At 70.2% G+C, this 26,005-nt stretch carries 26 protein-coding genes; 10 read left to right on the top strand and 16 right to left on the bottom strand.

The window, feature by feature from the left end:
* Positions 1 to 208 precede the first annotated feature (208 nt).
* The gene (locus AN218_RS24210; RefSeq protein WP_070019041.1) at positions 209 to 733 is read left to right on the top strand and encodes a GNAT family N-acetyltransferase; all 525 of its coding nucleotides are present in this window, start codon (positions 209 to 211) and stop codon (positions 731 to 733) included.
* On the opposite strand, the gene AN218_RS38465 is transcribed toward AN218_RS24210, so the two are convergent.
* The 5 genes from AN218_RS38465 to AN218_RS24185 all read right to left on the bottom strand — a co-directional run bounded on the left by AN218_RS38465 (position 728) and on the right by AN218_RS24185 (position 7,318).
* Positions 728 to 1,354, bottom strand: a complete 627-nt coding sequence (locus AN218_RS38465; protein ID WP_244900654.1) for a hypothetical protein — start codon at positions 1,352 to 1,354, stop codon at positions 728 to 730. The two genes, AN218_RS24210 and AN218_RS38465, sit on opposite strands and share 6 nt — an antisense overlap.
* Positions 1,355 to 2,101: 747 nt before the next feature.
* Complete coding sequence (locus AN218_RS24200) at positions 2,102 to 3,520, bottom strand: ATP-binding protein (protein WP_070019039.1); 1,419 nt, start codon at positions 3,518 to 3,520, stop codon at positions 2,102 to 2,104.
* A gap of 69 nt (positions 3,521 to 3,589) precedes the next feature.
* Positions 3,590 to 5,152, bottom strand: coding sequence for an SCO6880 family protein (locus tag AN218_RS24195; RefSeq protein WP_070019038.1), 1,563 nt, complete (start codon positions 5,150 to 5,152; stop codon positions 3,590 to 3,592).
* Positions 5,149 to 6,471, bottom strand: coding sequence for a hypothetical protein (locus tag AN218_RS24190; protein ID WP_070019036.1), 1,323 nt, complete (start codon positions 6,469 to 6,471; stop codon positions 5,149 to 5,151). The genes AN218_RS24195 and AN218_RS24190 overlap by 4 nt, the downstream gene beginning before the upstream one ends.
* The gene (locus tag AN218_RS24185) at positions 6,461 to 7,318 is read right to left on the bottom strand and encodes a DUF8175 domain-containg protein (RefSeq protein ID WP_070019035.1); all 858 of its coding nucleotides are present in this window, start codon (positions 7,316 to 7,318) and stop codon (positions 6,461 to 6,463) included. Before AN218_RS24185 ends, AN218_RS24190 begins: the two co-directional genes overlap by 11 nt.
* Positions 7,319 to 7,601: 283 nt before the next feature.
* Between AN218_RS24185 and AN218_RS24180 the strand changes: the two genes are divergently transcribed.
* Positions 7,602 to 7,901 (top strand): YiaA/YiaB family inner membrane protein, encoded by a 300-nt coding sequence (locus tag AN218_RS24180; protein ID WP_070019033.1) that lies wholly within the window; start codon positions 7,602 to 7,604, stop codon positions 7,899 to 7,901.
* A 356-nt stretch (positions 7,902 to 8,257) separates the two neighbouring features.
* Here AN218_RS24180 and AN218_RS24175 read toward each other — a convergent pair whose 3' ends face one another.
* Together AN218_RS24175 and AN218_RS24170 are read right to left on the bottom strand one after the other, a co-directional pair.
* Positions 8,258 to 8,902, bottom strand: coding sequence for an O-methyltransferase (locus tag AN218_RS24175; RefSeq protein WP_070019031.1), 645 nt, complete (start codon positions 8,900 to 8,902; stop codon positions 8,258 to 8,260).
* Positions 8,903 to 9,008: 106 nt separating this feature from the next.
* A complete protein-coding gene (locus AN218_RS24170) occupies positions 9,009 to 9,317 on the bottom strand; it encodes a hypothetical protein (protein ID WP_070019030.1) in 309 nt (102 codons plus the stop codon).
* Positions 9,318 to 9,480: 163 nt separating this feature from the next.
* Here AN218_RS24170 and AN218_RS24165 point away from each other — a divergent pair, with 163 nt between their 5' ends.
* On the top strand, positions 9,481 to 10,470 hold the full coding sequence (locus tag AN218_RS24165; RefSeq protein ID WP_070019028.1) for a C40 family peptidase: 990 nt from the start codon (positions 9,481 to 9,483) through the stop codon (positions 10,468 to 10,470).
* 407 nt (positions 10,471 to 10,877) lie between these two features.
* Positions 10,878 to 11,639, top strand: a complete 762-nt coding sequence (locus AN218_RS24160) for a phosphatase PAP2 family protein (RefSeq protein WP_070019027.1) — start codon at positions 10,878 to 10,880, stop codon at positions 11,637 to 11,639.
* A 100-nt stretch (positions 11,640 to 11,739) separates the two neighbouring features.
* Here AN218_RS24160 and AN218_RS34815 read toward each other — a convergent pair whose 3' ends face one another.
* Positions 11,740 to 11,952, bottom strand: coding sequence for a hypothetical protein (locus AN218_RS34815; protein ID WP_079132524.1), 213 nt, complete (start codon positions 11,950 to 11,952; stop codon positions 11,740 to 11,742).
* A 97-nt stretch (positions 11,953 to 12,049) separates the two neighbouring features.
* On the opposite strand from AN218_RS34815, the gene AN218_RS24155 reads away from it, so the two are divergent.
* Both AN218_RS24155 and AN218_RS24150 read left to right on the top strand, forming a co-directional pair.
* Complete coding sequence (locus AN218_RS24155) at positions 12,050 to 13,063, top strand: hypothetical protein (RefSeq protein WP_107421554.1); 1,014 nt, start codon at positions 12,050 to 12,052, stop codon at positions 13,061 to 13,063.
* A 124-nt stretch (positions 13,064 to 13,187) separates the two neighbouring features.
* The gene (locus AN218_RS24150) at positions 13,188 to 13,487 is read left to right on the top strand and encodes a hypothetical protein (protein ID WP_111602317.1); all 300 of its coding nucleotides are present in this window, start codon (positions 13,188 to 13,190) and stop codon (positions 13,485 to 13,487) included.
* Between the two features lie 287 nt (positions 13,488 to 13,774).
* On the opposite strand, the gene AN218_RS38460 is transcribed toward AN218_RS24150, so the two are convergent.
* Positions 13,775 to 14,176: a metal-sensitive transcriptional regulator gene (locus tag AN218_RS38460; RefSeq protein WP_070019024.1), complete on the bottom strand. Its 402-nt coding sequence runs from the start codon at positions 14,174 to 14,176 to the stop codon at positions 13,775 to 13,777.
* A 264-nt stretch (positions 14,177 to 14,440) separates the two neighbouring features.
* On the opposite strand from AN218_RS38460, the gene AN218_RS24140 reads away from it, so the two are divergent.
* Together AN218_RS24140 and AN218_RS24135 are read left to right on the top strand one after the other, a co-directional pair.
* Positions 14,441 to 15,061 (top strand): DUF47 domain-containing protein, encoded by a 621-nt coding sequence (locus AN218_RS24140; RefSeq protein WP_070019022.1) that lies wholly within the window; start codon positions 14,441 to 14,443, stop codon positions 15,059 to 15,061.
* 5 nt (positions 15,062 to 15,066) lie between these two features.
* Positions 15,067 to 16,062 carry an inorganic phosphate transporter gene (locus AN218_RS24135; protein ID WP_070019020.1) on the top strand — a complete coding sequence of 332 codons (996 nt, stop codon included), beginning with the start codon at positions 15,067 to 15,069 and terminating at the stop codon, positions 16,060 to 16,062.
* Positions 16,063 to 16,268: 206 nt separating this feature from the next.
* Here AN218_RS24135 and pstB read toward each other — a convergent pair whose 3' ends face one another.
* The 4 genes from pstB to pstS all read right to left on the bottom strand — a co-directional run bounded on the left by pstB (position 16,269) and on the right by pstS (position 20,823).
* Positions 16,269 to 17,045: a phosphate ABC transporter ATP-binding protein PstB gene (pstB, locus tag AN218_RS24130; protein ID WP_070019019.1), complete on the bottom strand. Its 777-nt coding sequence runs from the start codon at positions 17,043 to 17,045 to the stop codon at positions 16,269 to 16,271.
* Positions 17,046 to 17,159: 114 nt separating this feature from the next.
* On the bottom strand, positions 17,160 to 18,251 hold the full coding sequence (gene pstA / locus AN218_RS24125; protein WP_070019017.1) for a phosphate ABC transporter permease PstA: 1,092 nt from the start codon (positions 18,249 to 18,251) through the stop codon (positions 17,160 to 17,162).
* Between the two features lie 187 nt (positions 18,252 to 18,438).
* Positions 18,439 to 19,461, bottom strand: a complete 1,023-nt coding sequence (gene pstC / locus AN218_RS24120) for a phosphate ABC transporter permease subunit PstC (protein ID WP_070019015.1) — start codon at positions 19,459 to 19,461, stop codon at positions 18,439 to 18,441.
* A 246-nt stretch (positions 19,462 to 19,707) separates the two neighbouring features.
* Complete coding sequence (gene pstS, locus AN218_RS24115; protein ID WP_070019013.1) at positions 19,708 to 20,823, bottom strand: phosphate ABC transporter substrate-binding protein PstS; 1,116 nt, start codon at positions 20,821 to 20,823, stop codon at positions 19,708 to 19,710.
* A 749-nt stretch (positions 20,824 to 21,572) separates the two neighbouring features.
* Here pstS and AN218_RS24110 point away from each other — a divergent pair.
* Positions 21,573 to 22,601 carry a C40 family peptidase gene (locus AN218_RS24110; protein WP_070019058.1) on the top strand — a complete coding sequence of 343 codons (1,029 nt, stop codon included), beginning with the start codon at positions 21,573 to 21,575 and terminating at the stop codon, positions 22,599 to 22,601.
* A gap of 76 nt (positions 22,602 to 22,677) precedes the next feature.
* Positions 22,678 to 24,231 (top strand): PP2C family protein-serine/threonine phosphatase, encoded by a 1,554-nt coding sequence (locus AN218_RS24105; RefSeq protein WP_420856007.1) that lies wholly within the window; start codon positions 22,678 to 22,680, stop codon positions 24,229 to 24,231.
* 57 nt (positions 24,232 to 24,288) lie between these two features.
* Here AN218_RS24105 and AN218_RS24100 read toward each other — a convergent pair whose 3' ends face one another.
* From AN218_RS24100 to AN218_RS24090, 3 genes are all read right to left on the bottom strand, one after another.
* Entirely contained in the window at positions 24,289 to 24,615 is a 327-nt protein-coding gene (locus tag AN218_RS24100) for a DUF2516 family protein (protein WP_070019057.1), read from the bottom strand.
* 202 nt (positions 24,616 to 24,817) lie between these two features.
* Positions 24,818 to 25,504, bottom strand: coding sequence for a hypothetical protein (locus tag AN218_RS38455; RefSeq protein WP_244900650.1), 687 nt, complete (start codon positions 25,502 to 25,504; stop codon positions 24,818 to 24,820).
* Between the two features lie 28 nt (positions 25,505 to 25,532).
* Entirely contained in the window at positions 25,533 to 25,988 is a 456-nt protein-coding gene (locus tag AN218_RS24090) for a helix-turn-helix domain-containing protein (protein ID WP_070019056.1), read from the bottom strand.
* Between the last annotated feature and the right edge of the window lie 17 nt (positions 25,989 to 26,005).

Here is a 26,005-nt window from a genome sequence, read left to right as displayed (position 1 = left end):
GGACGAGAACACCTCAACCCAACGGGGCCTTCTGCTGTTTTAGGCGCGTCTTCGGGGATGGCGCGCATGTGCGGGCGTGGGGCGGGAAAGCGGTGGGTCTGGGAGTGCACAGGCGGGGTCGGCGTGGGGCGCCGGCCCCGCCGCTTCGTAGCTCAACTGCAGCGCAAATCGGTACTACTGGGCAGATGCCCTGCGGCAGTATCGAGTCATGGCGTACAAGATCCGGGCGGTGGTGCCCGAAGACTGGGAACTGCTGCGGGAGTTACGGCTTGCGGCGCTCGCGGATCCGGCGGCTGCGGTGGCCTTCAACGAGTCGTACGGGAGCGCTGCTTCCCGAAGTGACGAGTTCTGGCGGCGTCGTGCCGCGCAGGGTGTGGAAGGGCGGCTGGCCGAGACGTTCGTCGGGGAGGACGAGGAGAACGGCGGGCGTTGGGCCGGGAGTACGACGGTGCTCGACGAGGGGGAGTGCGCGCACCTGGTGGGGGTCTATGTGCGGCCCGAGCATCGGGGGACCGGGCTGGCGGAAGGGCTCTTCCAGGCGGCCGAGGAATGGGCGCGGGGGCGTCCGTTCGTACGGCGGATCCTGCTGCATGTTCACGAGCACAATCCGCGGGCGGAGGCCTTCTACCGCAGGATGGGGTATGAGCGGACGGGCCGGTTTGTGGACGATCCGAAGGCGTCGGTGCTGAAGGAGTACGAGATGGCGCGGGACGTGCTGCCGGCCGGTCTATAGGGGGAGTTCGAGGACGGTCGTCAGCGGCGGGTCCAGACCGGGGGATGTACGGGCTGACACGCGGCGGCCGTGGTCGACGACGCTCTGGGTGAGCGCGTTGAGGATCGGCATCAACTCCGCGTCCGCGCCCACGACATAGAGCGTGCCAGTCTCGTCGATGAACGACTCCAGTGCGACGCGGTCCGCGCGGGCTGCCGTGCAGGCGTTGCGGACATGGAGTTGGGAGAGCGGGGCGAGGGCGCGACGGACGAGGTCCGTTGCCTGCCGGCGGCGTTCGGGGTGGCCGGTGAGGGTCGACTCCAGTTCGCCCGCGGAGCCCGGGGCAGCTTTCGGGTGCGTACGCAGCGTCTGTACGGGATCGGTGGGTGCCGTCTTGGCGATCGCCCAGCGGTGGACCTCGCGGAACGGGCGGTCGTCGAGGGCCGCCGCGTGGAGCCAGCAGCGCAGCAGTGTCTCGGCGGAGGTGTGCATCTCGGCGTCGATGGGACGGGGCGAGCGCAGCGGTGCGAGAAGTGCGGTGGCGCGGGCCGCGGCCGTGGCACGGTCGGCGCAGCCGTGGTGCGGGGACCAGCGCAGCCGGTCCGGGGTGTCGCAGAGCTGGCTCGGGTCGAAGAGATGCACGGGGCCGAGCTTGGCCCTGAAGTCCTTGGTGGACGCCCAGAGTTCGGGGTCTGACGTGGCGACGAGAAGGGCACCTGCGGCGTCCTGAACGCGGGTGTAGGGCGTCGGGGTGCTGGTGGGCGTACCGGCGTCAGGCGCGGACGTCTCGCTGTCCGGGGCCGGTTCGGGGGCGGCGGTGGGGGCCGGCTCGTGGACCTTTTCGAATGCTGGAGCCGGGGCCGGATTCGGGACGGGGGCCGGGGTCTCGGTCGGGGGCTGGNACGTCCGTGCCGGAGGGCGCGGCCTCCTGAGTCCGGTGTGAGCGGCGGGCGGCGCGGACCGCGCGGGCGCGGGTGACGGTGCCGACCGCGAAGACCGTGAGGACCGTCAGGACCAGCAACTGCCCGATGAACAGGCCCCAGAAGAGTCCCGGGCCGGGAAGCTGCGAAGGGCCGGCCTCGGGCCAGGCCGCGGCGAGGTCACGGGGATCGGCGGCCAACTCCCGCATGGCCATGGGCGTACGGGTGAAGGTCACGCCCTCCGGCCAGGAGCCGCGGGAGAGAACACCGGCGAGACCGGCGGCCGTCCAGGTCAGGACGGTGGCGCCGAGGAGCATGCCGAGCGCGCTGACCAGCAGGCCGTCCGGGATGCCGCCGCCCCTGCCCCCGCCTCCGCCCGGGCCTCCGGGACCCCGGCGTACCGGTCGCGTGGGGCCGTGTGCGTAGCCGGACCGGTCGTCATAGCCGTACTCGTGGTCGTACGGCATGGCTAGGCGACGGTGGAGTTGGACGAGCGGGACTGTTCGATGGCGAGGGCGCGTGCTTCCGCTTCCGCTTCGAGATCGGCCTCCAGGGCCGCGTCGAAGTCCTCCGGCTCGTTCGACGTTTCCGTCATGGCGCGGTCGGTGAAGACCAGCGGCCGTTCCGCCTCCGTCACCAGGTGCTTGACGACCTGGACATTGCCGTTGACGTCCCATACGGCGATGCCGGGCGAGAGGGTCGGAATGATCTCCACCGCCCATCGGGGGAGGCCGAGGACCTTGCCGGTGGCGCGGGCCTCGTCGGCCTTCTGCGCGTAAATCGTGCGTGTGGAGGCCATTTTGAGGATCGCGGCGGCCTCGCGTGCCGCGGCGCCGTCGACCACGTCGGAGAGATGGTGCACCACCGCGACGAACGAAAGCCCCAGTCGGCGGCCGAACTTGAGCAGGCGTTGGAAGAGCTGGGCCACGAAGGGGCTGTTGATGATGTGCCACGCCTCTTCCACCAGGAAGATGCGCTTCTTGCGGTCCGGCCTGATCCACGTGTGCTCCAGCCAGACGCCGACGATGGCCATCAGGATCGGCATGGCGATGGAGTTGCGGTCGATGTGGGAGAGGTCGAAGACGATCAGCGGTGCGTCGAGGTCGATCCCGACTGTCGTCGGGCCGTCGAACATGCCGCGCAGGTCGCCGTCGACGAGCCGGTCGAGGACGAGGGCGACGTCGAGGCCCCAGGCGCGTACGTCGTCGAGGGCGACGTTCATCGCCTCGGCCGACTCCGGCTTGGGGTGGCGCAGCCGTTCCACGATGTCGGTGAGGACGGGCTGCCGGCCGGCCGTGGCGGCGTTGACATAGCTGTGCGCCACCTTCAGCGCGAAGCCGGAGCGTTCGTCCAGGCCGTGGCCCAGGGCGACTTCGATGATCGTACGGAGCAGGGCGAGCTGGCCCGTGGTGGTGATCGACGGGTCGAGGGGGTTGAGGCGGATGCCCTGGTCCAGTGCGGCCGTCGGGTCGAGGCGGATGGGGGTGATGCCCATCTCCTCGGCGATGAGGTTCCATTCGCCGACGCCGTCCTCACCCTGGGCGTCGAGGACGACGACCTGGCGGTCGCGGAAGCGGAGCTGGCGCAGGACGTACGTCTTCTCCAACGCCGACTTGCCGTTGCCGGACTCGCCGAGCACCAGCCAGTGGGGGGCCGGGAGTTGCTGCCCGTAGAGCTGGAACGGGTCGTATATGTAGCCCTTGCCGCTGTAGACCTCGCGGCCGATGATGACGCCGGAGTCGCCGAGACCCGGGGCGGCCGTCGGCAGATAGACGGCCTGGGCCTGGCCCGTCGAGGTGCGTACGGGCAGGCGCGTCGTCTCCGTCTTGCCGAAGAGGAGGCCGGTGAAGGCGTCGGTGACTGCTGTCAGTGGATCGAGCGCGGCCATGGGAGATCTCTCAGCCCCTTCCGCGACTGCCGTACGGGCGGCGGCCGTTGGTCATGGTGAGCGTCCTCCTCAGCGGCGGATGCCGGTCGCGAACGGCAGCGTGTTGACGAACGCCCTGTGATGCTCCCTGTCGCACCACTCGAGCTTCAAGTAGCTCTTTCCGGCCGACGCGCGGATCGTGCGCTTGTCGCGGGCCAGCGAGTCCGCCGAGCGCGAGGAGACCGTGATGTATCCGACGAGGTTGACGCCGGCGGCGCCCGAGGCCAGATCCTCGCCGCGCTGGTCGACGCGGCCGTGGGCGGCGACGTCGCGGGGGTCGATGGTGCGGTTCATCTTCGCCTGGCGGCTGGCCTCGGCGTCGTCGTTGGTCTTCTCCGTCAGCATCCGTTCGATGGCCAGCTCCGTCGGCTCCAGGTCCATCGCGACCGACACCGTACGGATGACGTCCGGAGTGTGAACGAGCAGCGGCGCAAGGAAGTTGACGCCGACGGGCGTCATCGGCCACTCCTTCACCCAGGCCGTCGAGTGGCACCACGGGGCGCGCGTCACGGACTCGCGCGTCTTCGCCTGGAGGTATGTCGGCTCCATCGCGTCCAGCTCGGCGGGCCAGGCGTTCCGCTTCGACATGGCCTGGAGATGGTCGATGGGGTGGTCCGGGTCGTACATGGAGTGGATGAGCGACGCGAGGCGCGCCTGGCCGAGGGGCTGGCGCACGCGGATGTCCGCCTCCGTCAACCGGGCGCAGATGTCGGTCAGTTCGCGGGCCATGACGATGGCGAGGCCCTCGTCCTTCGACATCTTCCGCCCGGAGCGGCCCGCGGAGCGCTGGGCCGCCTTGGCTATCGCGGCGCCCTCCGCGGCCAGTTCGCGGCCGTAGTGCATGCATGCGACGAGGTAGGCGCGGTGCTGCTCGCTGGAGGTGGAGACCATCGACTGGAGCTGGTCGTAGGAGTCGCGCAGCCAGGCCGCGGCGCGGTCGTCGCCGCGCTGTTCGACGTCCTTGGCGTGGGCGTCCGGGTCGGCCGGCAGCGTACGGGCGAGCATCTGGAGGCGGGTGACGAAGCCGTCGCCGTTCGCGACGTGCTTGAGGAGGGTGCCGAAGCGGTCGACGAGGGCCTCCTGGTCCTCGCTGTCGCGGAGCCCCACGCCCGGGCCCTCGATCTCGATGCAGGCCGTGACGGTGCGGCGGTCGGCGTGCAGCAGCACCGCCAGTTCGTCCGGACCGAAGGGCGCCGAGAGCCAGTTGATGCGGCCGACGCCGGGCGGCGGGCCGACCTCCACCTCGCGTCCGTCCAGCCGGGTGCCGGCCTCGGGGGCGCTCGAGCGGTAGGCCGTGGCGCCGCTGCGGACGAGCCTGCGGTACGAGCGGCTGATCTCGAACCACTTGTAGAACGTACGGCCCTTGTACGGCACGTAGATCGCGGCGAGCGCCAGCATCGGGAAGCCCACGAGGGCCGGGATGCGGAAGGCGAGCACGGGGATGAGCAAGCCGCTCATCATGCCCAGGAAGGCGCCCGCGATGATCAGGCCGATCTCGCCGGTCTCCCGGTTCTTGCCGATCACCGCGTTGGGCCGCGCCCGGCCGATCATGTATGTGCGGCGCGGAGCGGCGGAATGGGAGGCCGTCGTCACCTGCGATCACCTCCGGTGCGGTTGCCGCCGCCGTTTCCGGTGGAGCGGGGTGGTGCGGAACGGTCGTGTGTGCGGGGCGCGGGCGGTGCCTGCGGGCGCCGGGACTCGGTGCCTCCGCCACCGCCTCCGCCGCGGCTGCTGTGGGCGGCGACGCCGCCCGCGACCTGGCCCGCGGGCTGCTGCTTGGGGCCTCCGCCACCGTCGCCCCCGCCTCCGCCGGCCTGTCCGCCGCGGGCGCTGTGGGTGTTGATGCCCTGCCGTACGAGTGCGGCGGGCGAGGAGACCACCGCGGCGGCGGAGCGGGACGCGGGGTCGCGGGAGGCGTTGCGGTGGCCCACGATCTCGTCGCCGAAGCCGGGGACGAAGCGGTAGATCATGGCGCTGGCGAAGATCGCCAGGAAGATGATGGCGAGGCCGGAGACGATCGCCGAGAAGGCGTCCGGGCCCTCGGAGGAGGAGAGCGCTCCGGCCAGTCCGAGGACGATCACGATCACGGGTTTGACGAGGATGACGGCGATCATGATGCCGGCCCAGCGGCGGACGTGGCCCCACATGTTCTTGTCGACCAGGCCCGCGTAGACGGCCGTGCCGAGCAGGGCTCCGACGTACAACAGGGCGGCCCTGATGACGAGTTCGAGATAGAGCACGCCGGCGGCGAGCACCGAGATGAGCGAGACGACGATCAGCATGATCGGGCCGCCGCCGATGTCGTCGCCGTTCTTGAGCGCTTCGGAGAACGTCCCGAAGAACTTGTCCGTCTTGGCGGAGGTGCCGGACGCGACGACGTCCGTCACGGCGTCCGTGGCCGACACGACCGTGTAGAGGATCAGCGGCGTGAACGCGGACGCGATGACGGTCAGCCAGAGGAAGCCGATCGCCTCGGTCATGGCCTCGACGAACGGCACGCCGCGGATGGCGCGCTTGGCCACGGCCAGGAGCCAGATCGTGAGCGTGAGGATCGTGGAGGCGGCGAAGACGACCGCGTACTGGCGGAGGAACTCCGGGTTGGTGAAGTCGACGTTCGTCGTCTTGTTGACGAGGTCGGAGAGCTTGTCGACGGTCCAGGAGGCGGCCTTGGCGCAGCCCTTGGCGAGGGAGGAGAGGGGGTCGAGCGTGCTGGTGGGGTCGGGGGCGGAGCCGCCGCCTCCGCCCTTGTCGCCCTTCTCGCAGTACTCCTTGGCCGGACCGACGATGAGGTCACAGTCCTCGTCGGGCTTCGGGTCGGCGGCGGCGCGGCTCGCCAGCAGCAGGCCCAAGGTCTGCAGCCCCGCGGCGGCCGTGGCGACGAGCGTGACTCGGCGGCGCGTTTCAGCGGCCATAGGTGAAGCCTCCGTACTGACCCACTGCGTCTGCGATTTCCTCGGCTCCCGAGGCCCTGTTGTCACCTTCGACCGGTGCCGGGCCGTCCTTCTGCTGGAAGCCGGCGACCTTCCAGTCGCCGCTCACCCACTCCAGTCCCAACCGCATCGTGAACCAGTCGCTCGTCACCGGGTTCTTCGACCCCTGGCCCGCCAGGCCGTAGAGGCCGGTGCACCAGACGTCCAACTGGGCCTTGTCCTTGTCGAACTTCGCCGTCTTGGTGCCGATCGGCGTGGTGCGCGAGATGTAGGTCATGTCGTCGTCCGGGTTGCCGTCGGCGTCCAGTCCCAGCTTCTTCAGGAAGCTCGACGAGTAGGCCTTGTCCATCCGGGACCGCATCTTGTCGGCCTTGTCCGGCGCGAAGATCTGCTGGACGAGACCGGGACGCTTGTCCGGCTTGATGATGTCCGAAGAGACCAGCGCCACCGCGTAGTTCGCCGCCGCGCTCTCCGCGCCCTGACGGGTCTGCGGGAAGCCGGAGGCGATGCCGCCCTTGCCGCCCTTGACGGGCTTCTGACCCGTGGGGGCCGTCGGCCGGGCCGCGGCGCCGTCCTTGCCGTCGGCGGTGTCGTCGTCACCGCCGTCGCCGCCCTGGTTGGCGAAGGCGATCGCCGCGATCAGCAGCACGACGACGCCGATCACGGTGACGACGCTGCGTCCGGGGCGGGACGGCGGTCTGCCGCCGCCCTCGCTGCCCGGAAGCCGCGTGCGGGTCGTGGTGAGGCCGGACGGGCCGCGGCCGAAGCCTCCGGCCGCGCCCTCGTCTCCGGTACGGTCGCGCTCGCCGTACCCCTCGCCGATGCTCATCCCGGACGCGCCCCCTCGAACCTCATACTCAGTCAACTGTCGTCAGTGCATTGTCTCCTCAAACGAAGGTAGCTGTGTCACTGGCCGTACGGAGGGCCTGTGGACAACGGCCGGCGCACCGTCTTGCCATGCGGTACGTCTGCCGCCCCACGCGTCTCACGAGGCACGTCCGCATCGCAGGCGTCACAGGAGCCGCAGGGGCGCGTGCGGGGGCGTACAGGGGCATCCGGAACCGAGTAGCTGTACTCATGTGCGCCGCCGTGGCGCGCGGCACCCTGCTGCCATGACTTCACCGACACCGTCCGTTCAACGGCCCACCACCGTGGCCTTCTTCGTCCAGTCGGCGATCGCCTTCGGGCTCTCCCTCACGGCGCTGCTCGTGGGCATCGCGAAGCTGCCGGTCGGCGCGTGGGAGCGCAGCTTCCTCGGGCTCGGGCTCGTCTTCGTGGTCTCGTCGGCGTTCACGCTCGCCAAGTGCGTACGGGACAGACAGGAGGTGGACGAGATGACAAGCAAGGTCGACAGAGCGCGGGTGGACAAACTCCTCACCGAACAGGACCCGTTCGATCCGAACCGGGTCTGAACCGGTCGGGGTCTGAGTCGGTCCGGTCCGGTCGCGTACGGACGGTGCCGGGCGGTGGGTCTGCCATGATGTGCGCGGTTCTGAGCCGGAACGTACGGCTCGCCGGGCCCGCGTCATCCACAGGGTGTGGATATCTTCGCCGTGTCGCGTCGTGCTGCGTAGTGCAGTGGTGCCCAGCGCGGAGCCGAACGCAGGCCGCCGGAACGGGAGATGCCGCCGCCGGGAGCCCGACAGCCGTGCGCCGCCGGGCACTTCGGAACCGGTCAGAATCGAATGCGCAACGGGAAGCGGAACCGGAACCGGGGACCGGAGCAGGCACCCTGTCCCGCCCCGCCTACCCAACTCCGCCCGCCCGCTCAGCGCTTGCGGGCCACCGTCACGCCGTCGCGCAAGGGCAGCATCACCGACTGGACGCGGCTGTCCGCCGTGATCGTGTCGTTGATCTGGCGGATGGCGCGGTCCGCATCGTCCTGGGCCGCGGGGTCGACGACGCGGCCGCCGCGCAGCACGTTGTCCAGAACGATCAGTCCGCCCGGACGCATGCGGGGGACCAACTCCTCGTAGTACGTGGGGTATCCGACCTTGTCGGCGTCGATGAAGGCGAAGTCGACGGACTCCTCCGCGGGCAGCGCCCGCAGCGTCTCGTCCGCGGGTGCGAGGCGCAGGTCGATGCGGTCGGTCAGGCCGGCGCGCTCCCAGTAGCGGCGGGCGACGGACGTCCACTCCTCGGAGACGTCGCACGCCAGCAGGCGCCCGCCCTCGGACAGGCCGCGGGCGATGCAGATCGAGGAGTAGCCGGTGAAGACGCCGACCTCGACGGCGGAGGACGCGCCCGTGAGCCGTACGAGCATCGTGAGGAACTCGCCCTCGTCGTGCGTGATCTGCATCGTCGTGCCGGGCGCTGTGCGGTGAGTCTCCTCCACGAGGTCGCGCAGGACGTCGTCCGCGGGTGAGGCGTGGGCGAGCAGATAGTCGTCGAGGGCGGGGTTCACGATGTCCATGCGTCTCCAGGAGATGTGTGCGGACGTGCCGGAACCGGACCGGACGGCTCACCGGCCCGGAAGGAGTACAGGCTCGGGGTCGTGAACGGGGCGCGGGGCCGGGCCGTCAGACGGCCATTCCGTACACGATCGTGAAGAGCGTGCCGAGCGAGCCGATGATGAAGACACCGGTCAGGCCCGCCACGATGAGGCCCTTGCCCTGCTCGGCGCTGAAGGTGTCGCGCAGCGCCGTGGCGCCGATGCGCTGCTTGGCTGCGCCCCAGATCGCGATGCCCAGGCAGAGGAGGATGGCGACGGCCATCACGACCTCGACCATCACGCGGGCCTCGTTGCCGAGAGACCCGAACGGGCCCCAGTCAGGCGCGATTCCGCCGATGATGGTGGTGATGTCGCCCTTGTCGGCCGCCAGAAACATGGTGAACTCACCGCCCCATGTCGGAAGTTGTACGTGCACCCAGAGAATGAAGGTGGTGTGAGGATACGGCGGGCGTGTTCGGCGCGCCCACTCGGATTCTGTCATGAGTCGGACGGGATGGGCAGTCAACCCCGCCCGCATGAGGGATGGTTGAGGGGTGCGGATGCGTGGTGCGGGACGTAGGAAGGTCTGGCTGCTGGGTGTCGGCGGCGGGTTAGGGCTGCTCGCCGGGTTCCTGGCGCTCCTCGTCGTCGGTACGTATGTGGCGGCGGCCAATCTGGGTGCCGGGGGCAGAGCCGTGGGGCTGGCCAAGGGCGCCGTGCCGGCCGCGTACCAGGGGCTGGTGCAGAAGTGGGGCGCGCTGTGCCCGGCGTTGAATCCGGCGCTGCTGGCGGCCCAGCTCTACCAGGAGAGCGGCTGGAAGCCCGACGCGCAGAGCGGGGCGCAGGCCCAGGGCATCGCCCAGTTCATCCCGGGCACATGGGCGGCGCACGGCGTCGACGGGGACGGCGACGGCGACCGCGACGTGTGGGACCCGAAGGACGCCATCCCTTCGGCGGCCAGCTACGACTGCAAGCTCGCCTCGTATGTGAAGGACGCTCCGGGCGACCCGAGCGAGAACATGCTCGCGGCCTACAACGCGGGCGCGTACGCGGTGATCAAGTACGGCGGTGTGCCGCCGTACCGCGAGACGAAGAACTACGTCTCGACGATCCGGAAGATGGAGCAGAGCTTCGCCTCCACCAAGGGCCGCGTCGACCCGTCCAAGCGCGCGGCGGGCGCCATCTACTACGCGCAGAAGAAGCTCGGCACCCCCTATCTGTGGGGCGGCGACGGCACCGCGGAGGACGACGGGCGCTTCGACTGCTCGGGCCTGACGAAGGCGGCGTACGCGAGCGTGGACGTCCGACTGCCGCGCGTCGCCAACGACCAGTGGAACAGCGGTCCGCATCCGGGACGCGACGAACTCCTCCCGGGCGACCTGGTGTTCTTCGGTTCCGACCTGGGCAACCCGCGCTCCATCGACCATGTGGGCATCTACATCGGCGGCGGCCACATGATCAACGCGCCGTACACCGGCGCCACGATCCGCTTCGACCCGATCGACACCCCCAACTACTTCGGGGCGACGCGCCCGACCGGCGACGGGTGAACCGATCGCCGGGGATTCCCGGGTCGTCTCTCGCGTGAATCAGCGCACACCGGTGCCCCCGCCGTGAACCGATTCGGGTGACGGCACGTCACACCGCCGGACAAGTGTGCTGCGGGTGGCGGGAGTTGAAACGGGGAAGAGGATGTGCAGGAACGTGTAATCATTGCGGGACGGTGCGTGAGGGGTGGCCCCTGAGCTGGGAAGACCGGTCACCCTTCGATAACGTACGGGTGATCGTTCGGTAAGACCGGAACGGACGGCGCGTCAACTGACGTTCCATTGACGGCGGAAGACCATTCCGCGTTCAGGGCCACGGGAGACACGGCCACGGAGCGGAAAGTACGGGGGTACGGGGGCCGACAGCGGCAGGCGGCCGAGTAGCAGAGCAGAGTGAGGTCAGCATCACGATGGCAGTTTGGGACAACCCGGACGTCGGTCTGCTCTATGAGATCAACGGACTCGCCGAATCCGCCCCGACCTGGGCCGACCGCACCATGGAGTACGTCGGCGAGTACGGCATCGTCGCCGTGCTGGTCCTGCTCGGAGCCCTCGCGTGGTGGCGTGTGGTGCGCCGCAAGGAGACCTCCGAGGAGGCGGTCGCCGGCTTCGCCGGTCTGCTGTGGGCTCCGCTGGCCGCCGGGGTCGCGCTGCTGCTGAACATCCCCATCAGGGAGTTCGTCGGGCGTCCGCGTCCCTTCGTCGAACACAAGGGCCTCGAGGTGCTCGTTCAGGGCAAGGACGACTACTCCTTCGTCAGCGACCACTCCACGCTCGCCATGGCGCTGGCCGTGGGCGTCTTCATGGTCCACCGCCGGTACGGGCTGCTGGGCATCCTGCTCGCGGTGCTCGCGGGCGCCAGCCGTATCTACATGGGCGTGCACTACCCGACGGATGTGATCGGCGGGCTCGCGCTCGGCGCCGCCGTGGCGCTGCTGCTGGCCCCGGTGGCGATGTGGGGGCTGACACCGCTGGTGCGGAGGCTTGAGTCCGCGCCGCGTACGGGCGCACTGGTGTGGGCCGGGCCCGGGGTGCACGCCGCGCGAGAGGGGCGTACGGACGTCACCTCGGCGCTGCGGGAGGAAGCGGGGCCCGAGCCGGCCGGCGACTCCGGAGTGCAGCCGCGGCGGCGCGGACGCAGCGGCCGCGGCGAACGCGATCTGGCGGCGTAGGCGGGTCTGAGGGGCGTCGGCGGGCGGCGCGGGCTCAACTCGGCAGCGCCGCACGGGAGTCGGGCTTGCCCTGCGAATCGCGTCGGCCGCCTGACCGACCTCAGTGCGACGGCCCGGCCGTGCCCGCCCCGTCGTTCCCGTCCTGCCGCGCCAGATGTGCGTTCCCGTCGGCACGCGCCGACTCCCGTGCCCTCCGCGCCGGGCCCCGCCAGCCGCAGACGCAGCGCGCATAGCTGAACGCACCGCTCTCGCCCGTCGATACGCGGTGCTCCCCCTGTTCGGGGCCGCCCTCGCGCCCGGTTCGCTCTCGCACCCGGTCACCGTATCCCCGCCGCGTGACGGCCGGGCCGGGCCCGTCGTTAAGGGAGCGAAACCCCGGGACAGGAACGCAGGTTGGGGGCCGGCGGACGATGGCGCAGCGGAGGCACGGGCCGGGACACATGGGGGTCGCGGCCGTCGCGGTGCTGCTCCTGGCCACGGGATGTGTACGGGAAGGGGCCGCCGCGGCGGACCACGGCGGTCCGCCCGAGGAGTCCGGCGGCCCGGGGGCGTCCCGGTCCTCGTCGGGGACGCGGGTGGCGCACGGTTCCGCTGCCGGCTCCGGGGCCACGGGCTCCGGACCGTCCCCTTCCGTGCCGTCGGATCCCGGTGAGGCGCTGCGCAAGGCCGTTGCGGCGCTCCCCCGGTACGGCACGTCACGCACCCGTACGTCGGTCTCGACGGTCAGCGGCGGCACCCGTATCGATGTGCAGGGCGCCGGCGCCTTCGACTACCGCACGGGCCGGGGCCGCCTCAACGTACGGCTGCCGGAGGGCACTTCGGGTGCCCGCCCCGGCGAACGCCGTACCGTCACGGAGCTCGTCGTCCCTGGCGCGCTCTGCATGAGCAACCGGGGCGCGGGCGTGCCGCGGGGCAAGTGGGTACGTGTGGGGACCGGGTCCCTCGCCGACGGCAACCTGGTCACGGCCGGTGCGACGGACCCGGTGAGCGCCGCTCAACTGCTGCGCGGCGCACGGAAGGTGACGTACGAGGGCACGGCGAGGACGGCCGGCGGCACACCGGTGCGGCGCTACCGGGGCACGGTCGATCTGGCGTCGGCGGCGCGTGCGGCCTCGAAGCACAGACGGGGTGAACTGGAGGCGGCCGCCCGTGGTTTCTCCGAGCGAACCGTCCCGTTTGACGCGCAGATCGATGGGCAGGGGCGCCTCCGGAAGGTTCGGCACCGGTTCACCTTCGCGGGCGGTGCGCCGAGCGGTGCGGACGGGACGAGGTCCGGCGCCGCGGGTCAGGAGGGCGGTGAAGGTGACGGCCGAGAAGGAGTCGCTGTCGCGTCGACCACGTGGTTCTACGCCTATGGTGCGCCGGTGGAGGTCGTGATGCCCGAGCCCGACGACATCTACGCGGGAGAGATCGCGCCGTTCTAGGCGTCTTGGACCGTGTTCGCACAGCACGTTCCGGCTGCGGTGACGAGTGCGAAATGGTTCGGAATTGCCATGTGCGGAGGGTGCGCCCGTACCTACTGTGGGGATACACGAGGAGGTGGTGCGTGTGCCTGGCAGCGTCCCCGGTCCGTCCGGTCGTGGTTCGCGGGGTTCTGTGGTCCAGGATCACGTGGCCCTCGCCGAGATCGAGCTGTGCGGCGAGCTGATGATCGCGGCCTCCGCGGCGGAGGCGGCGGGCGAGGAGCGGCTGAGCCTCGCCCGTATCGACGAGGTGCTCGGCACCGTGCCCGGCGAGGTGGACGAGACCGCCTGGCAGTCGGTGCCCCGTGCGGTGCCGCGCTGCTCCGCACCGTCCAGGCCCGCGCAGACCGGACGCGCCACGCAGCCCTCGGGACGGCCCAGTTGAGCGGTACGGGGGCGAACGGGGCGGAGCAGAGGGGAAGCGGGCGGAGTCGCCGGAAGCTGTAGGAAGTGGGCGAAAGCAGGCGGAAGGGCCCTGAGTTGGCGCGGTGAACGGGCCGTCGCCGTCCCCGTTCCCGTCCCCGTTCCCGACCTCTTCTCCGTCTCCCGAGGCGTTCCTTCGCTGTGTGTTCCGTCACGTGTCATGCCACGTGTCACGCCGCGTGTTCCGTTGTGCGGAGGTCCGCGCCCGGCGCCACCGCCCGGCCTCTCGGCCCTTGCGTGGGCGGCGGGTTACGTACGCATCAGGCGGGCGATGGCGGCCGTCGCCTCCTCCACCTTCTCGTCCATCTCCGTACCGCCCTCCTTCGCCGCATGTGCGACACAGTGCCGCAGATGCTCCTCCAGCAGCCGCAGTGCGAAGGACTGGAGTGCCTTCGTCGACGCGGAGACCTGGGTGAGGACGTCGATGCAGTAGACGTCCTCCTCGACCATGCGCTGGAGGCCCCGCACCTGGCCCTCGATGCGCCGGAGCCGCTTGAGGTGGGCGTCCTTGTCCTTGCTGTAGCCGTGCTCGCCGGTCGCGGCGTGCGCGGAGCAGCGATCGTCGCCGCTCGCCGCAGCGCCGCTGTCACCGCGGCTGCCGTCGGTGCCGTCGGCGGTGTCCGGGAGGTCGGAGGCGCCGGCCGTCGTCATGAACCCTCCACGTGTCGGCCGGACGGCCCGTGCAGAGTCCGTCCGGGATAGGTGTCGATGGCCTGAATTGTGCGCTGCCGAGGGCCTGGTGGAGACGTCCCGACCCGCGCAAAATATACCCCTCGTGGGTATATCGTAGCGGATTCGGGGAGGGCCCTTCAGGGCACAGTCAGCTATGGGCGACACTGTCGGAGGCCGCCTCGCAGTGGCCGGATGATGCGCTTAGCATCAGAGACCGTTTCCGATTCACCTCGAGGATCTCCAGTGCGCTTTCGTCTGACCCCAAGGGAGACGAGCTTCTACGACATGTTCGCCGCTTCCGCGGACAACATCGTCACGGGCTCGAAGCTCCTCATGGAACTGCTCGGGGCGGAGTCCTCCGCTCGCGCCGAGATCGCCGAACGGATGCGGGCAGCCGAGCACGCGGGCGACGACGCGACGCATGCGATCTTCCACCAGCTCAACTCCTCCTTCATCACGCCGTTCGACCGGGAGGACATCTACAAGCTGGCCTCGTCGCTCGACGACATCATGGATTACATGGAAGAGGCCGTCGATCTTGTCGTCCTCTACGAGATCGAGCAGTTGCCCAAAGGCATCGAGCAGCAGATCGAGGTGCTCGCGCGGGCCGCGGACCTCACCGCGGAGGCCATGCCGCATCTGCGCACGATGGAGAACCTCACCGAGTACTGGATCGAGGTCAACAGGCTGGAGAACCAGGCCGACCAGATCCACCGCAAGCTGCTCGCGTACCTCTTCAACGGCAAGTACGACGCGATGGACGTCATGAAGCTCAAGCAGGTCGTGGACGTGCTGGAGGAGGCGGCGGACGCCTTCGAGCACGTGGCGAACACGGTCGAGACCATCGCGGTCAAGGAGTCCTGACCTCCGTGGACACGTTCGCTCTTGTCGTGACCATCGGGGTCGCGCTCTTCTTCACGTATACGAACGGCTTCCACGACTCGGCGAACGCGATCGCCACGGCTGTCTCCACCCGTGCGTTGACGCCGCGTGCCGCCCTGTCGATGGCCGCCGTGATGAACCTCGCCGGAGCCTTCCTGGGCAGCGGGGTCGCCAAGACCGTCAGCAAGGGACTCATCGAGACCCCGCACGGCCAGAGCGGGATGGCCATTCTCTTCTCGGGCCTGATGGGGGCCATCGTCTGGAACCTGGTCACCTGGTACTTCGGCCTGCCCTCGTCCTCGTCCCACGCGCTGTTCGGCGGTCTGGTGGGCGCGGCGCTGGCGGGCGGTATCACCGTGATCTGGTCCGGGGTGATCGAGAAGGTCGTCCTGCCGATGTTCATCTCGCCCCTCATCGGGCTGGTGCTCGGCTATCTCGCCATGTGCGTCATCCTCTGGCTGTTCCGCAACTCCAACCCCCACCGCGCGAAGCGGGGTTTCCGCATGGCGCAGACCGTCTCGGCGTCGAGCATGGCGCTCGGGCACGGTCTGCAGGACGCGCAGAAGACGATGGGTGTCGTCGTGATGGCGCTCACCATCGCGGATCTGCACGACACCAACTCCATCCCGACGTGGGTGAAGATCTCCTGTGCGCTCACGCTGTCGCTCGGTACGTACGCGGGCGGCTGGCGCATCATGCGGACGCTGGGCCGCCGCATCATCGAGGTCGACCCGTCGCAGGGGTTCGCGGCCGAGACGACCGCGTCGTCGGTGATGTACACGGCGTCCTTCATCTTCGACGCGCCCATCTCCACGACGCACGTCATCACTTCCGCGATCATGGGCGTCGGCGCGACGAAGCGGGTGTCGGCCGTGCGTTGGGGAGTGGCGAAGAACATCGTGGCCGGCTGGTTCATCACGATGCCGGCGGGTGCCGCGGTCGCCGCGGTCTGCTATTGGCTCGTGCTGCTCTGCTTCGGCTGACGGCCGCGGGAGAACGTCGTACGGAGTGGGCTCGCCCCCGGTGGTGTCGGGGGCGAGCCCGTCGCCTTGCGGTGGCACCGCCATGCAGCACCGCGAGGCAGTGTGAGCGGGCGGCCGTGACGCCGCCCGGCGGCCGGTTCCGCGACCGGGGCCGTACAGGGGCGAGTTCGGCATGAGCCCGCGGTGCGGCGCGGACGTGACCGTGCTCAGCCGAAGCGCCCGGAGATGTAGTCCTCCGTCGCCTGCACCGAGGGGTTGGAGAAGATCCGCTCGGTCTCGTCGATCTCGATGAGCCTGCCCGGCTCGCCCACCGCCGCGAGGTTGAAGAAGGCCGTACGGTCCGAAACCCGCGCCGCCTGCTGCATGTTGTGCGTGACGATGACGATCGTGAAGCGGGACTTCAGCTCCGAGATGAGGTCCTCGATCGCCAGCGTCGAGATCGGGTCCAGCGCGGAGCACGGCTCGTCCATGAGCAGCACCTGCGGCTGTACGGCGATGGCGCGGGCTATGCACAGCCGCTGCTGCTGACCGCCGGAGAGACCCGAACCGGGCTTGTTCAGACGGTCCTTGACCTCGTTCCACAGGTTGGCGCCCTTCAGCGACCGCTCGACGGTCTCGTCCAGGTCCCGCTTCCTCTTCTGGCCGTTCAGGCGCAGACCCGCCGCGACGTTGTCGTAGATCGACATCGTGGGGAAGGGGTTGGGGCGCTGGAAGACCATGCCGATGGTGCGCCGCACGGAGACCGGGTCGACCTGCGCCCCGTACAGGTCCTCGTCGTCCAGCATCACCTTGCCCTCGACGCGGCCGCCGGGGGTGACCTCGTGCATACGGTTCAAGGTGCGCAGGAAGGTCGACTTGCCGCAGCCGGAGGGGCCGATGAAGGCCGTGACGGAGCGGGGTTCGACGCTCATGGAGATGTCGTCGATGGCCCGGTGCGAGCCGTAGAAGGCTGTCAGGCCGCTGACGTCGATGCGCTTGGCCATGGTGTCAGTCGCTTTCTGGGAGCGGGGAGTACGAGGAGGTCGGGGGCGGCGTGCGCGGTGCCGACGCCGTCTGCGGCGGGCACGGTGCGCAGGGCGCGTACGGCGCGGGCGGCATCAACGGCCCCCCGCCTTGGGCGCCTTCCAGCGGGCGATGCCGCGCGCCACGAGGTTGAGCAGCATCACGAAGGCGATGAGCGTGAGCGCTCCGGCCCAGGCCCGGTCGATGCTCGCCGCGTTGCCGAGCTTGTACTGGTTCCACACGTAGAGCGGCAGGGACTCCTGCGCCCCGGAGAAGGGGTTCGGGTTGATCAGCGTGTTGCCGAAGACCAGCAGCATCACGGGCGCGGTCTCACCGGTGATGCGGGCCACCGCGAGCATCACGCCGGTGGCGATGCCGCCGATCGACGTGGGGATCACGACCTTGAGGATCGTGCGCCACTTCGGAACGCCCAACGCCAGGGACGCCTCGCGCAGTTCGTTCGGTACGAGCTTGAGCATCTCCTCGGTGGAGCGGACCACGACGGGCATCATCAGGATCGCCAGCGCCATCGAACCCGCGAAGCCGGACGGGCCGAAGCCCAGGCCCAGGTTCCAGAACGCGAGCACGAACAGGCCCGCGACGATGGACGGGATGCCCGTCATGACGTCCACGAAGAAGGTGACGGCGCGGGCGAGGCGTCCCCGTCCGTACTCGACGAGGTAGACCGCCGTCAGCAGACCGACCGGCGCGGCGATCAGGGTGGCCAGACCGACCTGTTCGAGGGTGCCGAGCAGCGCGTGGTAAACGCCGCCGCCCTCCTCGAGGTTGGTCATGCCGCCCATGGAGTGCGAGAGGAAGTAGCCGTCCAGGAGCTTCGCGCCGCGGCTGACCGTCGTCCACGCGAGAGAGACCAGCGGGACGACGGCGAGGACGAAGCAGACCCAGATGACGCTGGTGGCCACCCGGTCGCGTGCCTGCCGGCGGTCCTCGACGAGGCTCGTCACGGCGTAGGTGATGACGACGAACAACAGGGCGGCGATCAGGCCCCATTGGGTACGGCTCTCCCAGCCCGCGAGACTGCCGGCACCGACGCCGAGCCCGATCGAGACCAGGGCGACGGCGAGCGGGGTCCAGCGGGGGAGCCGGCGGCGCGTGAGCGCGGGCGCCGACGGCAGCGGGCCGGAGACCTGCGGCTTGTCGAGAAGTGCGTTGCCGTGGTCGCTCATGCCTGCCCCCTTTCCTTCGCTTCTCCGCCCGCACAAGTCAGAGGTGTGAGTGCCGCGTCGAACCGCGGCTGGTTGGTTGTGCGTGCGTCGCTCATGCCCCTGCTGTTGTCCTTCGCTTCTCCGCCCGCACAAGTCAGAGGCGCGAGTGCCGCGTCGAACCGCGGCGGGCTGGTTGTGCGTGCGTCGCTCATGCGTTGGCCCCCGAGTACTCCTTGCGGCGCGCGATGATCCAGCGGGCCGCGCCGTTGACGAGCAGGGTGATGACGAACAGGACGAGACCCGAGGCGATCAGCGCGTCCCGGCCGAAGTCGTCGGCCTCGTTGAACTTCGCGGCGATGTTCTGCGCGAAGGTGCCGCTGCCGGGGTCGAGGATGTGCCAACTGAAGAGGAAGCCCGGGGAGAGCACCGTGGCGACGGCCATCGTCTCGCCGAGCGCGCGTCCGAGCCCGAGCATCGAGGCGGAGATGATGCCCGAGCGGCCGAAGGGGAGGACGGAGGTGCGGATCGTCTCCCAGCGCGTCGCGCCGAGGGCGAGCGCCGCCTCCTCGTACATCTTCGGTGCCTGGAGGAAGACTTCGCGGGAGACGTTGGTGATGATCGGCAGGACCATGATCGCGAGCAGGATGCCCACGGTGAAGATCGAACGGGCCGGACTGCCGGGGTTCGACATCTCGAACACCGTTGTCCAGCCGAGGAATTGGTCGAGCCAGCGGGTCAGCCCGTCGAGGTACGGGACGAGGAAGAGCGCGCCCCAGAGGCCGTAGATGATCGAGGGGACCGCTGCCAGCAGGTCGATGACGTACGCGAGCGGGGCGGCGAGCCGGCGCGGCGCGTAGTGCGAGACGAACAGGGCGATGCCGACGGCGACGGGCACCGCGATGACCATCGCGATGAGCGAGCTGACGACCGTGCCGAAGGCGAGGACGCCGATGCCGAAGGCGGGCGGGTCGCCCTGGGGGTTCCACTCGAAGGCGGTCAGGAAGTTGACCGAGTTCTTGGAGACGGCGATCGAGGCGCGGTAGGCGAGGAAGGCGGCGATCGCGGCCATGATCACGAGAAGCGTGATGCCCGAGCCCCGGGAGAGGCCGCGGAAGACCTTGTCGCCGGGACGCACGGCCTTGCCCTTGACGGGGGCGGTGGCGGTGGCGCTGCGGCCGTCCGCGGGATCGGCGGGCGGCGGTGCCTGCGCGGATGTGCTGGTGGTTTCCATGGTCTCTCCGGTCTGGACGGGGAGGTCTCCCCTGGCGGCGGTGCACCGGATGGGTCGCTGGGTCGGGTGGTCTTCGGGTCGTCGTCGGGTCTTTGTGGGGCGGTCCGCGGGTGGTGACGGTGGCCGTAAGTGGGCGGTGGCGGGCGGCCGTTGGCCGTGGCGCGGGGCCGGCCCGGAGTCCCGGGCCGGCCGCTCACGCCTGGCGCGTACCGTCCGCTTGCGCGGCGCGGCGGCCGGAGGCGCCGGTCAGGACAGCTCCGGGATGACGCCGCGGACCTTCTGCGCGATCTCGTCCGGCAGCGGCGCGTAGCCGAGCTTGGACAGTTCGCCCTGGCCGTTCTCGCCCGAGGTGTAGGTCAGGAAGGACTTGGTGGCGTCCAGCGTCTTGGGCTTGTTGCCCTTGTCGCAGGCGATCTCGTAGGTGACGAGGACGATCGGGTAGGCGCCCTCGGCCTTCGTCTTGTAGTTGAGGTCGAGGGCCAGGTCCTTGCCCTTGCCCTTGATCTCGGCGTCCGCGATCGCCTTGGAGGCGTTCTCCGAGGTCGGCTCGACGGGCTCGCCGGCGCCGGTGTCGACCTTCACGCTGTCGAGGTCGTTCGCGGTGGCGTAGGAGAGCTCGAAGTAGCCGATCGCGCCGTCGGTCTGCTTCACCTGCTGCGCGACACCGGCCGAACCGGACGCGGACTGGCCGCCCTTGGCCTGCCAGGACTTCTCGTCCGGGTACTTCCAGTCGCCCGGGGCCGCGGTGCCCAGGTACTTGCCGAGGTTCTGAGTGGTGCCCGACTCGTCGGAGCGGTGGAACGCCTGGATGTCGGTGCTCGGCAGCTTGGCGTCGGGGTTGAGCTTCTTGATCGCCGGGTCGTTCCACTTCTTGATCTTCGAGTCGAAGATCTTGGCGATGGTGGGAGCGTCCAGGACGAGGTCGTCCACGCCCTCCAGGTTGTAGGAGACCGCGACGGGACCGCCGAGCATGGGCAGGTTGACGCCCTGGCCGCCCTTGCAGACCTTCTTGGACTTGGCGACCTCGTCCGGCTTGAGCGCGGAGTCGGAGCCGGCGAAGGCGGTGGTGCCCTGGAGCCACTCCTGGACGCCGCCGCCGGAGCCGATGTCCTTGTAGTTGATCTGGGTTTCCTTGCAGGCGGTCTGGTAGTTCTTCACCCAGGCGTCCACGGCGTTCTTCTGTGCCGTGGAACCGGAGGCCAGCAGCTTGCCCTTGCCGTCGCACTTGATGTCGGCGGCGGCCTTCTGGGTGTCCTTGCTGGTGTTCGTGTCCGAGCCGCAGGCGGTGAGTACCAGGGCGCCGGAGACCGCGGCGGCGCCGAGAGCCAGGGCGCGCAGCCGGTTCGTGCGCTGAAGCATCACTTCGTTCGGTTCCTTCCTGGAGCCCGCCGGTGGGGCGGCGCGCGAGGCGTATGCAGTGCTTGTCGTCTTCGGGGAGGGCGTACGTCCGCCCTCCGTAAGGCCGAAATTAGACAGATCAGATGAAGCGGCTCACGGAGGTGAATGAACGCACGGTGAACCTCGGCGGTCGGCCCCGTGGCGTGCCGCGTGACCTCGGCGGTTCCGGGGTGGAGCCCGATGCGTACGGTGCACGGCCGCGTACGGAGCGAAGGGAACGGGCGGGAAGGACGCGACGGGCGCACGGACGGCGATGTACGGGAGCCGGGGACGGGCGCGGGGAGATCCGCAGGCAGCCGCGCCGGGACGCCGCCGGGACGCACGGACGCGGCGGTGCGCGGAGCCGCGCGGCGGGCGTACGGGGAGCGCCGGTGGCTGTCCACAGGCCTGTCGCATCCGGCACGCGCATGGCAACATCCGCTGGGTCGGGGGTGGTTGACCGGAGCCGGCGGTGGAAGAAGACCGTAGGAACGGGTCCCTCCGCCTCCGGTTGTGCGAGGCCGCCCGGTCACCGCCGGGCACCGCGCCGGCACCGTCGGCAGCACCACGCGCACGACGGGTGAGCACGGCGTACGACCGCACGAGAGCACGCACGGCACGGACGGCACGGACGGCACGGACGGCACGGACGGCACGGACGGCACGACGAGGGACGACCGCGGAAGACGGACTACGGCGAGGGGGCCACGGTGGGCGGGACGGGCAAGCACCGGATGCTGGTGGCGGCCTGCACGCTGGGGCTGCTGGCCGGTCCCGCAGCGGGCAGCGCGTACGCGGCGGGCCCGGCGGACCCGGGCGGCGGCGGAACGCGGAGCCTGGAGGAGGTCGGCAAGGAGATCGACCGCCTGCACGAGGCGGCCGAGAAGGCGACGGACGCGTACAACGGCGCGCAGGAGCGCGTCGAGAAGCAGCAGAAGGCCCTCGACGGGCTCAAGAAGAAGATCGGCACGCTGCGTGAGACGCGCGGCAAGTACACGAAGACGGCGGGAGCGCTCGCGCGCGCCCAGTACCGCAGCGGCGGCATGCCCGACGAGGCGCATCTGATCCTGCGCAAGACACCCGAGGCGTTCATGCGGGATGCGGTGATCATGCGCAAGGGCCAGCAGGCCGCCAAGGGCGTCATCACCACGCTCGCCGCGACCGAGTCGCGCCTGGACGACTACGCGGCGGAGGCCGCGGACAAACTCCGCACGCTGAAGGCCGGCAAGAAGCGCAAGGCGGCGGCGAAGAAGAAGGTCGAGCGCGATCTGGAGAAGGCCGAGGACCTCGAATCACAGCTCGCGGCCGACGAGTTGGACCGCCTCATCAAGATGGAGGACGCGGCGGCGCGTGCCCGTCAGGCGGACTGGCTGAAGACCGGCGTGCTGGACGAGATATCCGGCAAGGCCTCCAAGCCCGGCAAGAAGGCCATCGCGTTCGCCACGAACCAGATCGGCAAGGACTACGAGTGGGGCGCCGAGGGTCCCCGTACGTTCGACTGCTCCGGGCTGACGCTGCGCGCCTGGCAGGCCGCGGGCAAGGAGATACCCCGCACCTCGCAGGAGCAGTGGAGGCAGCTCAAGCATGTGCCGATCCGCACGATGCGCCCCGGCGACTTGATCATCTACAAGCACGACGCGAGCCATGTGGGGATGTACGTGGGCGGCGGCGAGATCGTCCACGCACCGCGCACGGGCCGCCAGATCACCGTCGCGGGAGCGGGCTCCCTGGTCATCAAGGGCGTCGTCCGGCCCGACAAATAAGGGCGAAGCATCCGCGATCGGACCCTGAACAGGCCGATGAGGACCGGCATATGACAACGGATGATTGCCTTGAGCCATTCCGTACGCGCGTACGGGGGCGTTAAAGTCCCCTGACAGCCCGGTTGTATGCAGGCGCGCGGGACCAGCGCCGCGGCACCGGGCCCGGCGGTGGGCCGGCTGGCTCACCACCGCGCCCTCGGGGGGAGGGAAGGAAACACATATGCCCGTAGGCGTGCCACGTGGAGACGCCGTCTCCGCGCAGCCTCGCGCGTCGGTGCCTCAGCAGAGCGGTCGGTCGCAGGAGCGGCCAGGGGGGAGCGCCAAGGGTCTGACGCTGCTCGTCATCGAGGACAACCTCTCCGGGAGCCGGAGCGTGCCCGAGATGCTGGACGCGGCCGGCGGGTATCTGCCCGGCGACCGGCACGCCGGGGCGTCCGGCGAGCGGATCAAGGTGCGTACGGCGCGCAACCTCACCGAGGCGGGACGGCTGCTCACCGACGACGTGCAGTGCATTCTGCTCGACCTCGCGCTCACGGGCGCGGGTGGTACGGGGGGTACGGGGGGTGCGTCGGGCGCCACCGCGGACGCTCTGGTTCCGGGCACCGGCGGTACGGGTGGTACGGGCGGCACGGCCGGGGCCGACGGTGCGCCCGCCGCGGGCGAGTTGGAGATCCTGCGCCATGTGCTGCGGCTCGCGCCCCGCCATGCGGTGATCGCGCTGACGGACGGGACGGACGCGGACCGTGCCGCCGAGGCCGTACGCGTCGGCGCCCAGGACCACCTCTCCCGGGACGAGATCGACGGACGGCTGCTCAACCGCGCCATCCGCTATGCCGTCGAACGCAAGCGCGCCGACCTCGCCCAGCGGCAGCTCACCGAGTCACGGATGCGCGCACAGGAGAACGCGCGCCTGGAGCGCGGTCTGCTGCCGACGCCGCTGCTGGGCGGCAGCGAACTCCACTTCGCCGCCCGCTACCGTCCCGGCCGCTCCCGCGCCCTGCTCGGCGGCGACTTCTACGACACGGTGCGCACCCCCGACGGCACCGTCCACGCGATGATCGGGGACGTGTGCGGCCACGGCCCGGACGAGGCCGCGCTCGGCGTCGAACTGCGCATCGCCTGGCGTGCGTTGACCTTCGCGGGCCTGTGCGGCGACGAACTCCTCGGGACGCTCCAGCAGGTGCTGGACAACGAACGCCCCAGCGAGGAGATCTTCGCGACGATCTGCACCGTCGACATCGCCCCCGACGGCCGCCGCGCCGGCGTCTGTCTCGCGGGGCACCCCTCGCCGCTCGTCGCGGGCGCGGGCGGCTCGGTGCCGCGGCTGCTGCCGTACGACTACAGCGGACCGGCGCTCGGCGTCGTCCCGAACGCGCGCTGGCCGCGCCGCCAGGTCGAACTGGGCCGTGCCTGGAGCCTGCTGATGTATACGGACGGCCTCATCGAGGGCCATGTCGGCGAGGGCCGGCAGCGCCTCGGGCAGGACGGGATGATCGACATCGTCACCGGACGGATGGCCGAGGGCGTCGACGGCGAACGGCTGCTGGACGCGACGATCGAGGACGTACGGCGGCTGAACGGCGGCGAACTCACCGACGACGTGGCGGTGCTGCTGCTCGACCGCAAGTGACGGGCGGAACGGGCCGGCCGGAGACGGGCCGGGCGGGGCGAGTGAACGCCCGTGCGCTCAGCGGCCGTTGAACGGCCCGTACGGACCGTCGCTGCTGCTGCCGCCCCACCGCGGGCCGCCGCCCGCGATCTGCTTGAGCGCGGGACGCACGTCCACGATGTAGACGATGGTGGCGATCAGGCCGGCGATCTGCAGGAAGACGATCGGGTAGATGTTCACGGCGATCGTCAGGCCGAGAATGATCAGCCAGAACGGCTTGGTCTGCTTGCCGGCCGCGGGATAGGCGTCTTTGCGGCGCATCGCGCCGTCGATGAACGCGAACACCGCCATTGCCAGCAGGACCAGGGAGATCACCCACAGCAGCCCTTGGAATCCCTGCATCATGTCGTCCACATCCCTGTGAGTCCGTTCCGTGCGTCGGAGGCCGGGCACCGGGCCCGGCCGACGGCCTGCTGCGGCGCCGCCCGCCCTGCCACCGTACCCGTTCGCCGGAACGGAAACCCGGGTCCGGCGAAGGGCTGGGGACAGGACGGGCGGACGGTGACGACCAGGATGAAACAGGACGAAAAGGGCGACTGCCCTCCGCTCAGGAGCCGGACTTGGGGCTCTGCTTGCTCCCGTTGGACTTCGCGGTGCCCGGCTTCGTCGTGCCCGCCTTCGCGGTCGTCGTCTTGGCCGTCGTCGTCTTCGCGGTGGTGGTCTTGCGGGCGGTGCCGGTCTTCTTGGCGGCGGGGGCCGCACCGGCGGAGCCCTGACCCGTGGTCTTCGTACCGGTGGTGCTGCTCGTGCTGCCGGTACCGCTCGTACGGGTGGTGCTGCTCGTGGCGCCCGTGCCCGGCTTCGTGGTGCCGCGCGGCTGGGCCGGCGGCTCGGCGACCTTCACCGGCTCACGCTCGACGGTGACCTCGGGGGCGTCGCTCTCACCGCGCCAGGTCGCCACCGCGCCGCGGCCGCGGTCGGCCAACTCGTCATACGCCTCACGGGCCTTGACCGCGTACTCGGCGGCGATGCCCACGCCCTGCAGGGCCAGGTGCTGTGCCTGCTCGCGCAGCTTCTTGATGTCGGTGTCGATGCCGCCCAGGGTCTCGCTGACCTTCGCCTGCGTCTCCTTGGCCTGCTTGGTGAAGCGCGCCTGCACCTCCTTGGGGTCGGTGGCGCGCACGGCCGCGATGCGCTCGGGGGCCTCCTCGCGGATCTTGTCGATGACGCCGGCGGCGAAGTAGAGGGGCTTGGCGTCGGTGATGGTGTTGCGGATGTCGCTCGTGCTGGGCATGAGAGGTCTCTCCCTGGTGGACTGACTGCTATCGGGCGTCGGCCCCGCGGGCCTCGGCATCGTCGGCTTCGTCTCCGTCGGCTCGGTCTTCGCCGGTGCGCTCCGTCGCGCCCGTGTCCGTCCCGTTCTGCTGCTGCGCGGAGCCGTTCTCCTTGCGGAAGGACTCGTAGATCTGGAGCAGCGCCTGCTTCTGGCCCTCGGTGATCGACGGGTCGGCGAGGATCGCCGCGGGGACCTGAAGCTCGTCCCGCTCCCGCTCGTCGAGGATCCCGGCCTGCACGTACAGCGTCTCCGCAGAGATCCGCAGCGCCTTGGCGAGCTGCTGGAGGATGTCGGCGCTCGGCTTGCGCAGGCCGCGTTCGATCTGACTCAGATACGGATTGGACACCCCCGCGGCGTCGGCGAGCTGCCGCAGCGAGAGCTTGGCGTTACGCCGCTGCTCGCGCAGGAACTCGCCCACATTGCCGACATTCAGGGAAGCCATGCCGTCCACCATGCCGC

The organism is Streptomyces nanshensis (genome assembly GCF_001751255.1).
GTDB lineage: Bacteria > Actinomycetota > Actinomycetes > Streptomycetales > Streptomycetaceae > Streptomyces > Streptomyces nanshensis_A.
Note: the sequence above shows the minus strand (reverse complement) of the source record. Positions and strands in the feature narration are given on the sequence as shown.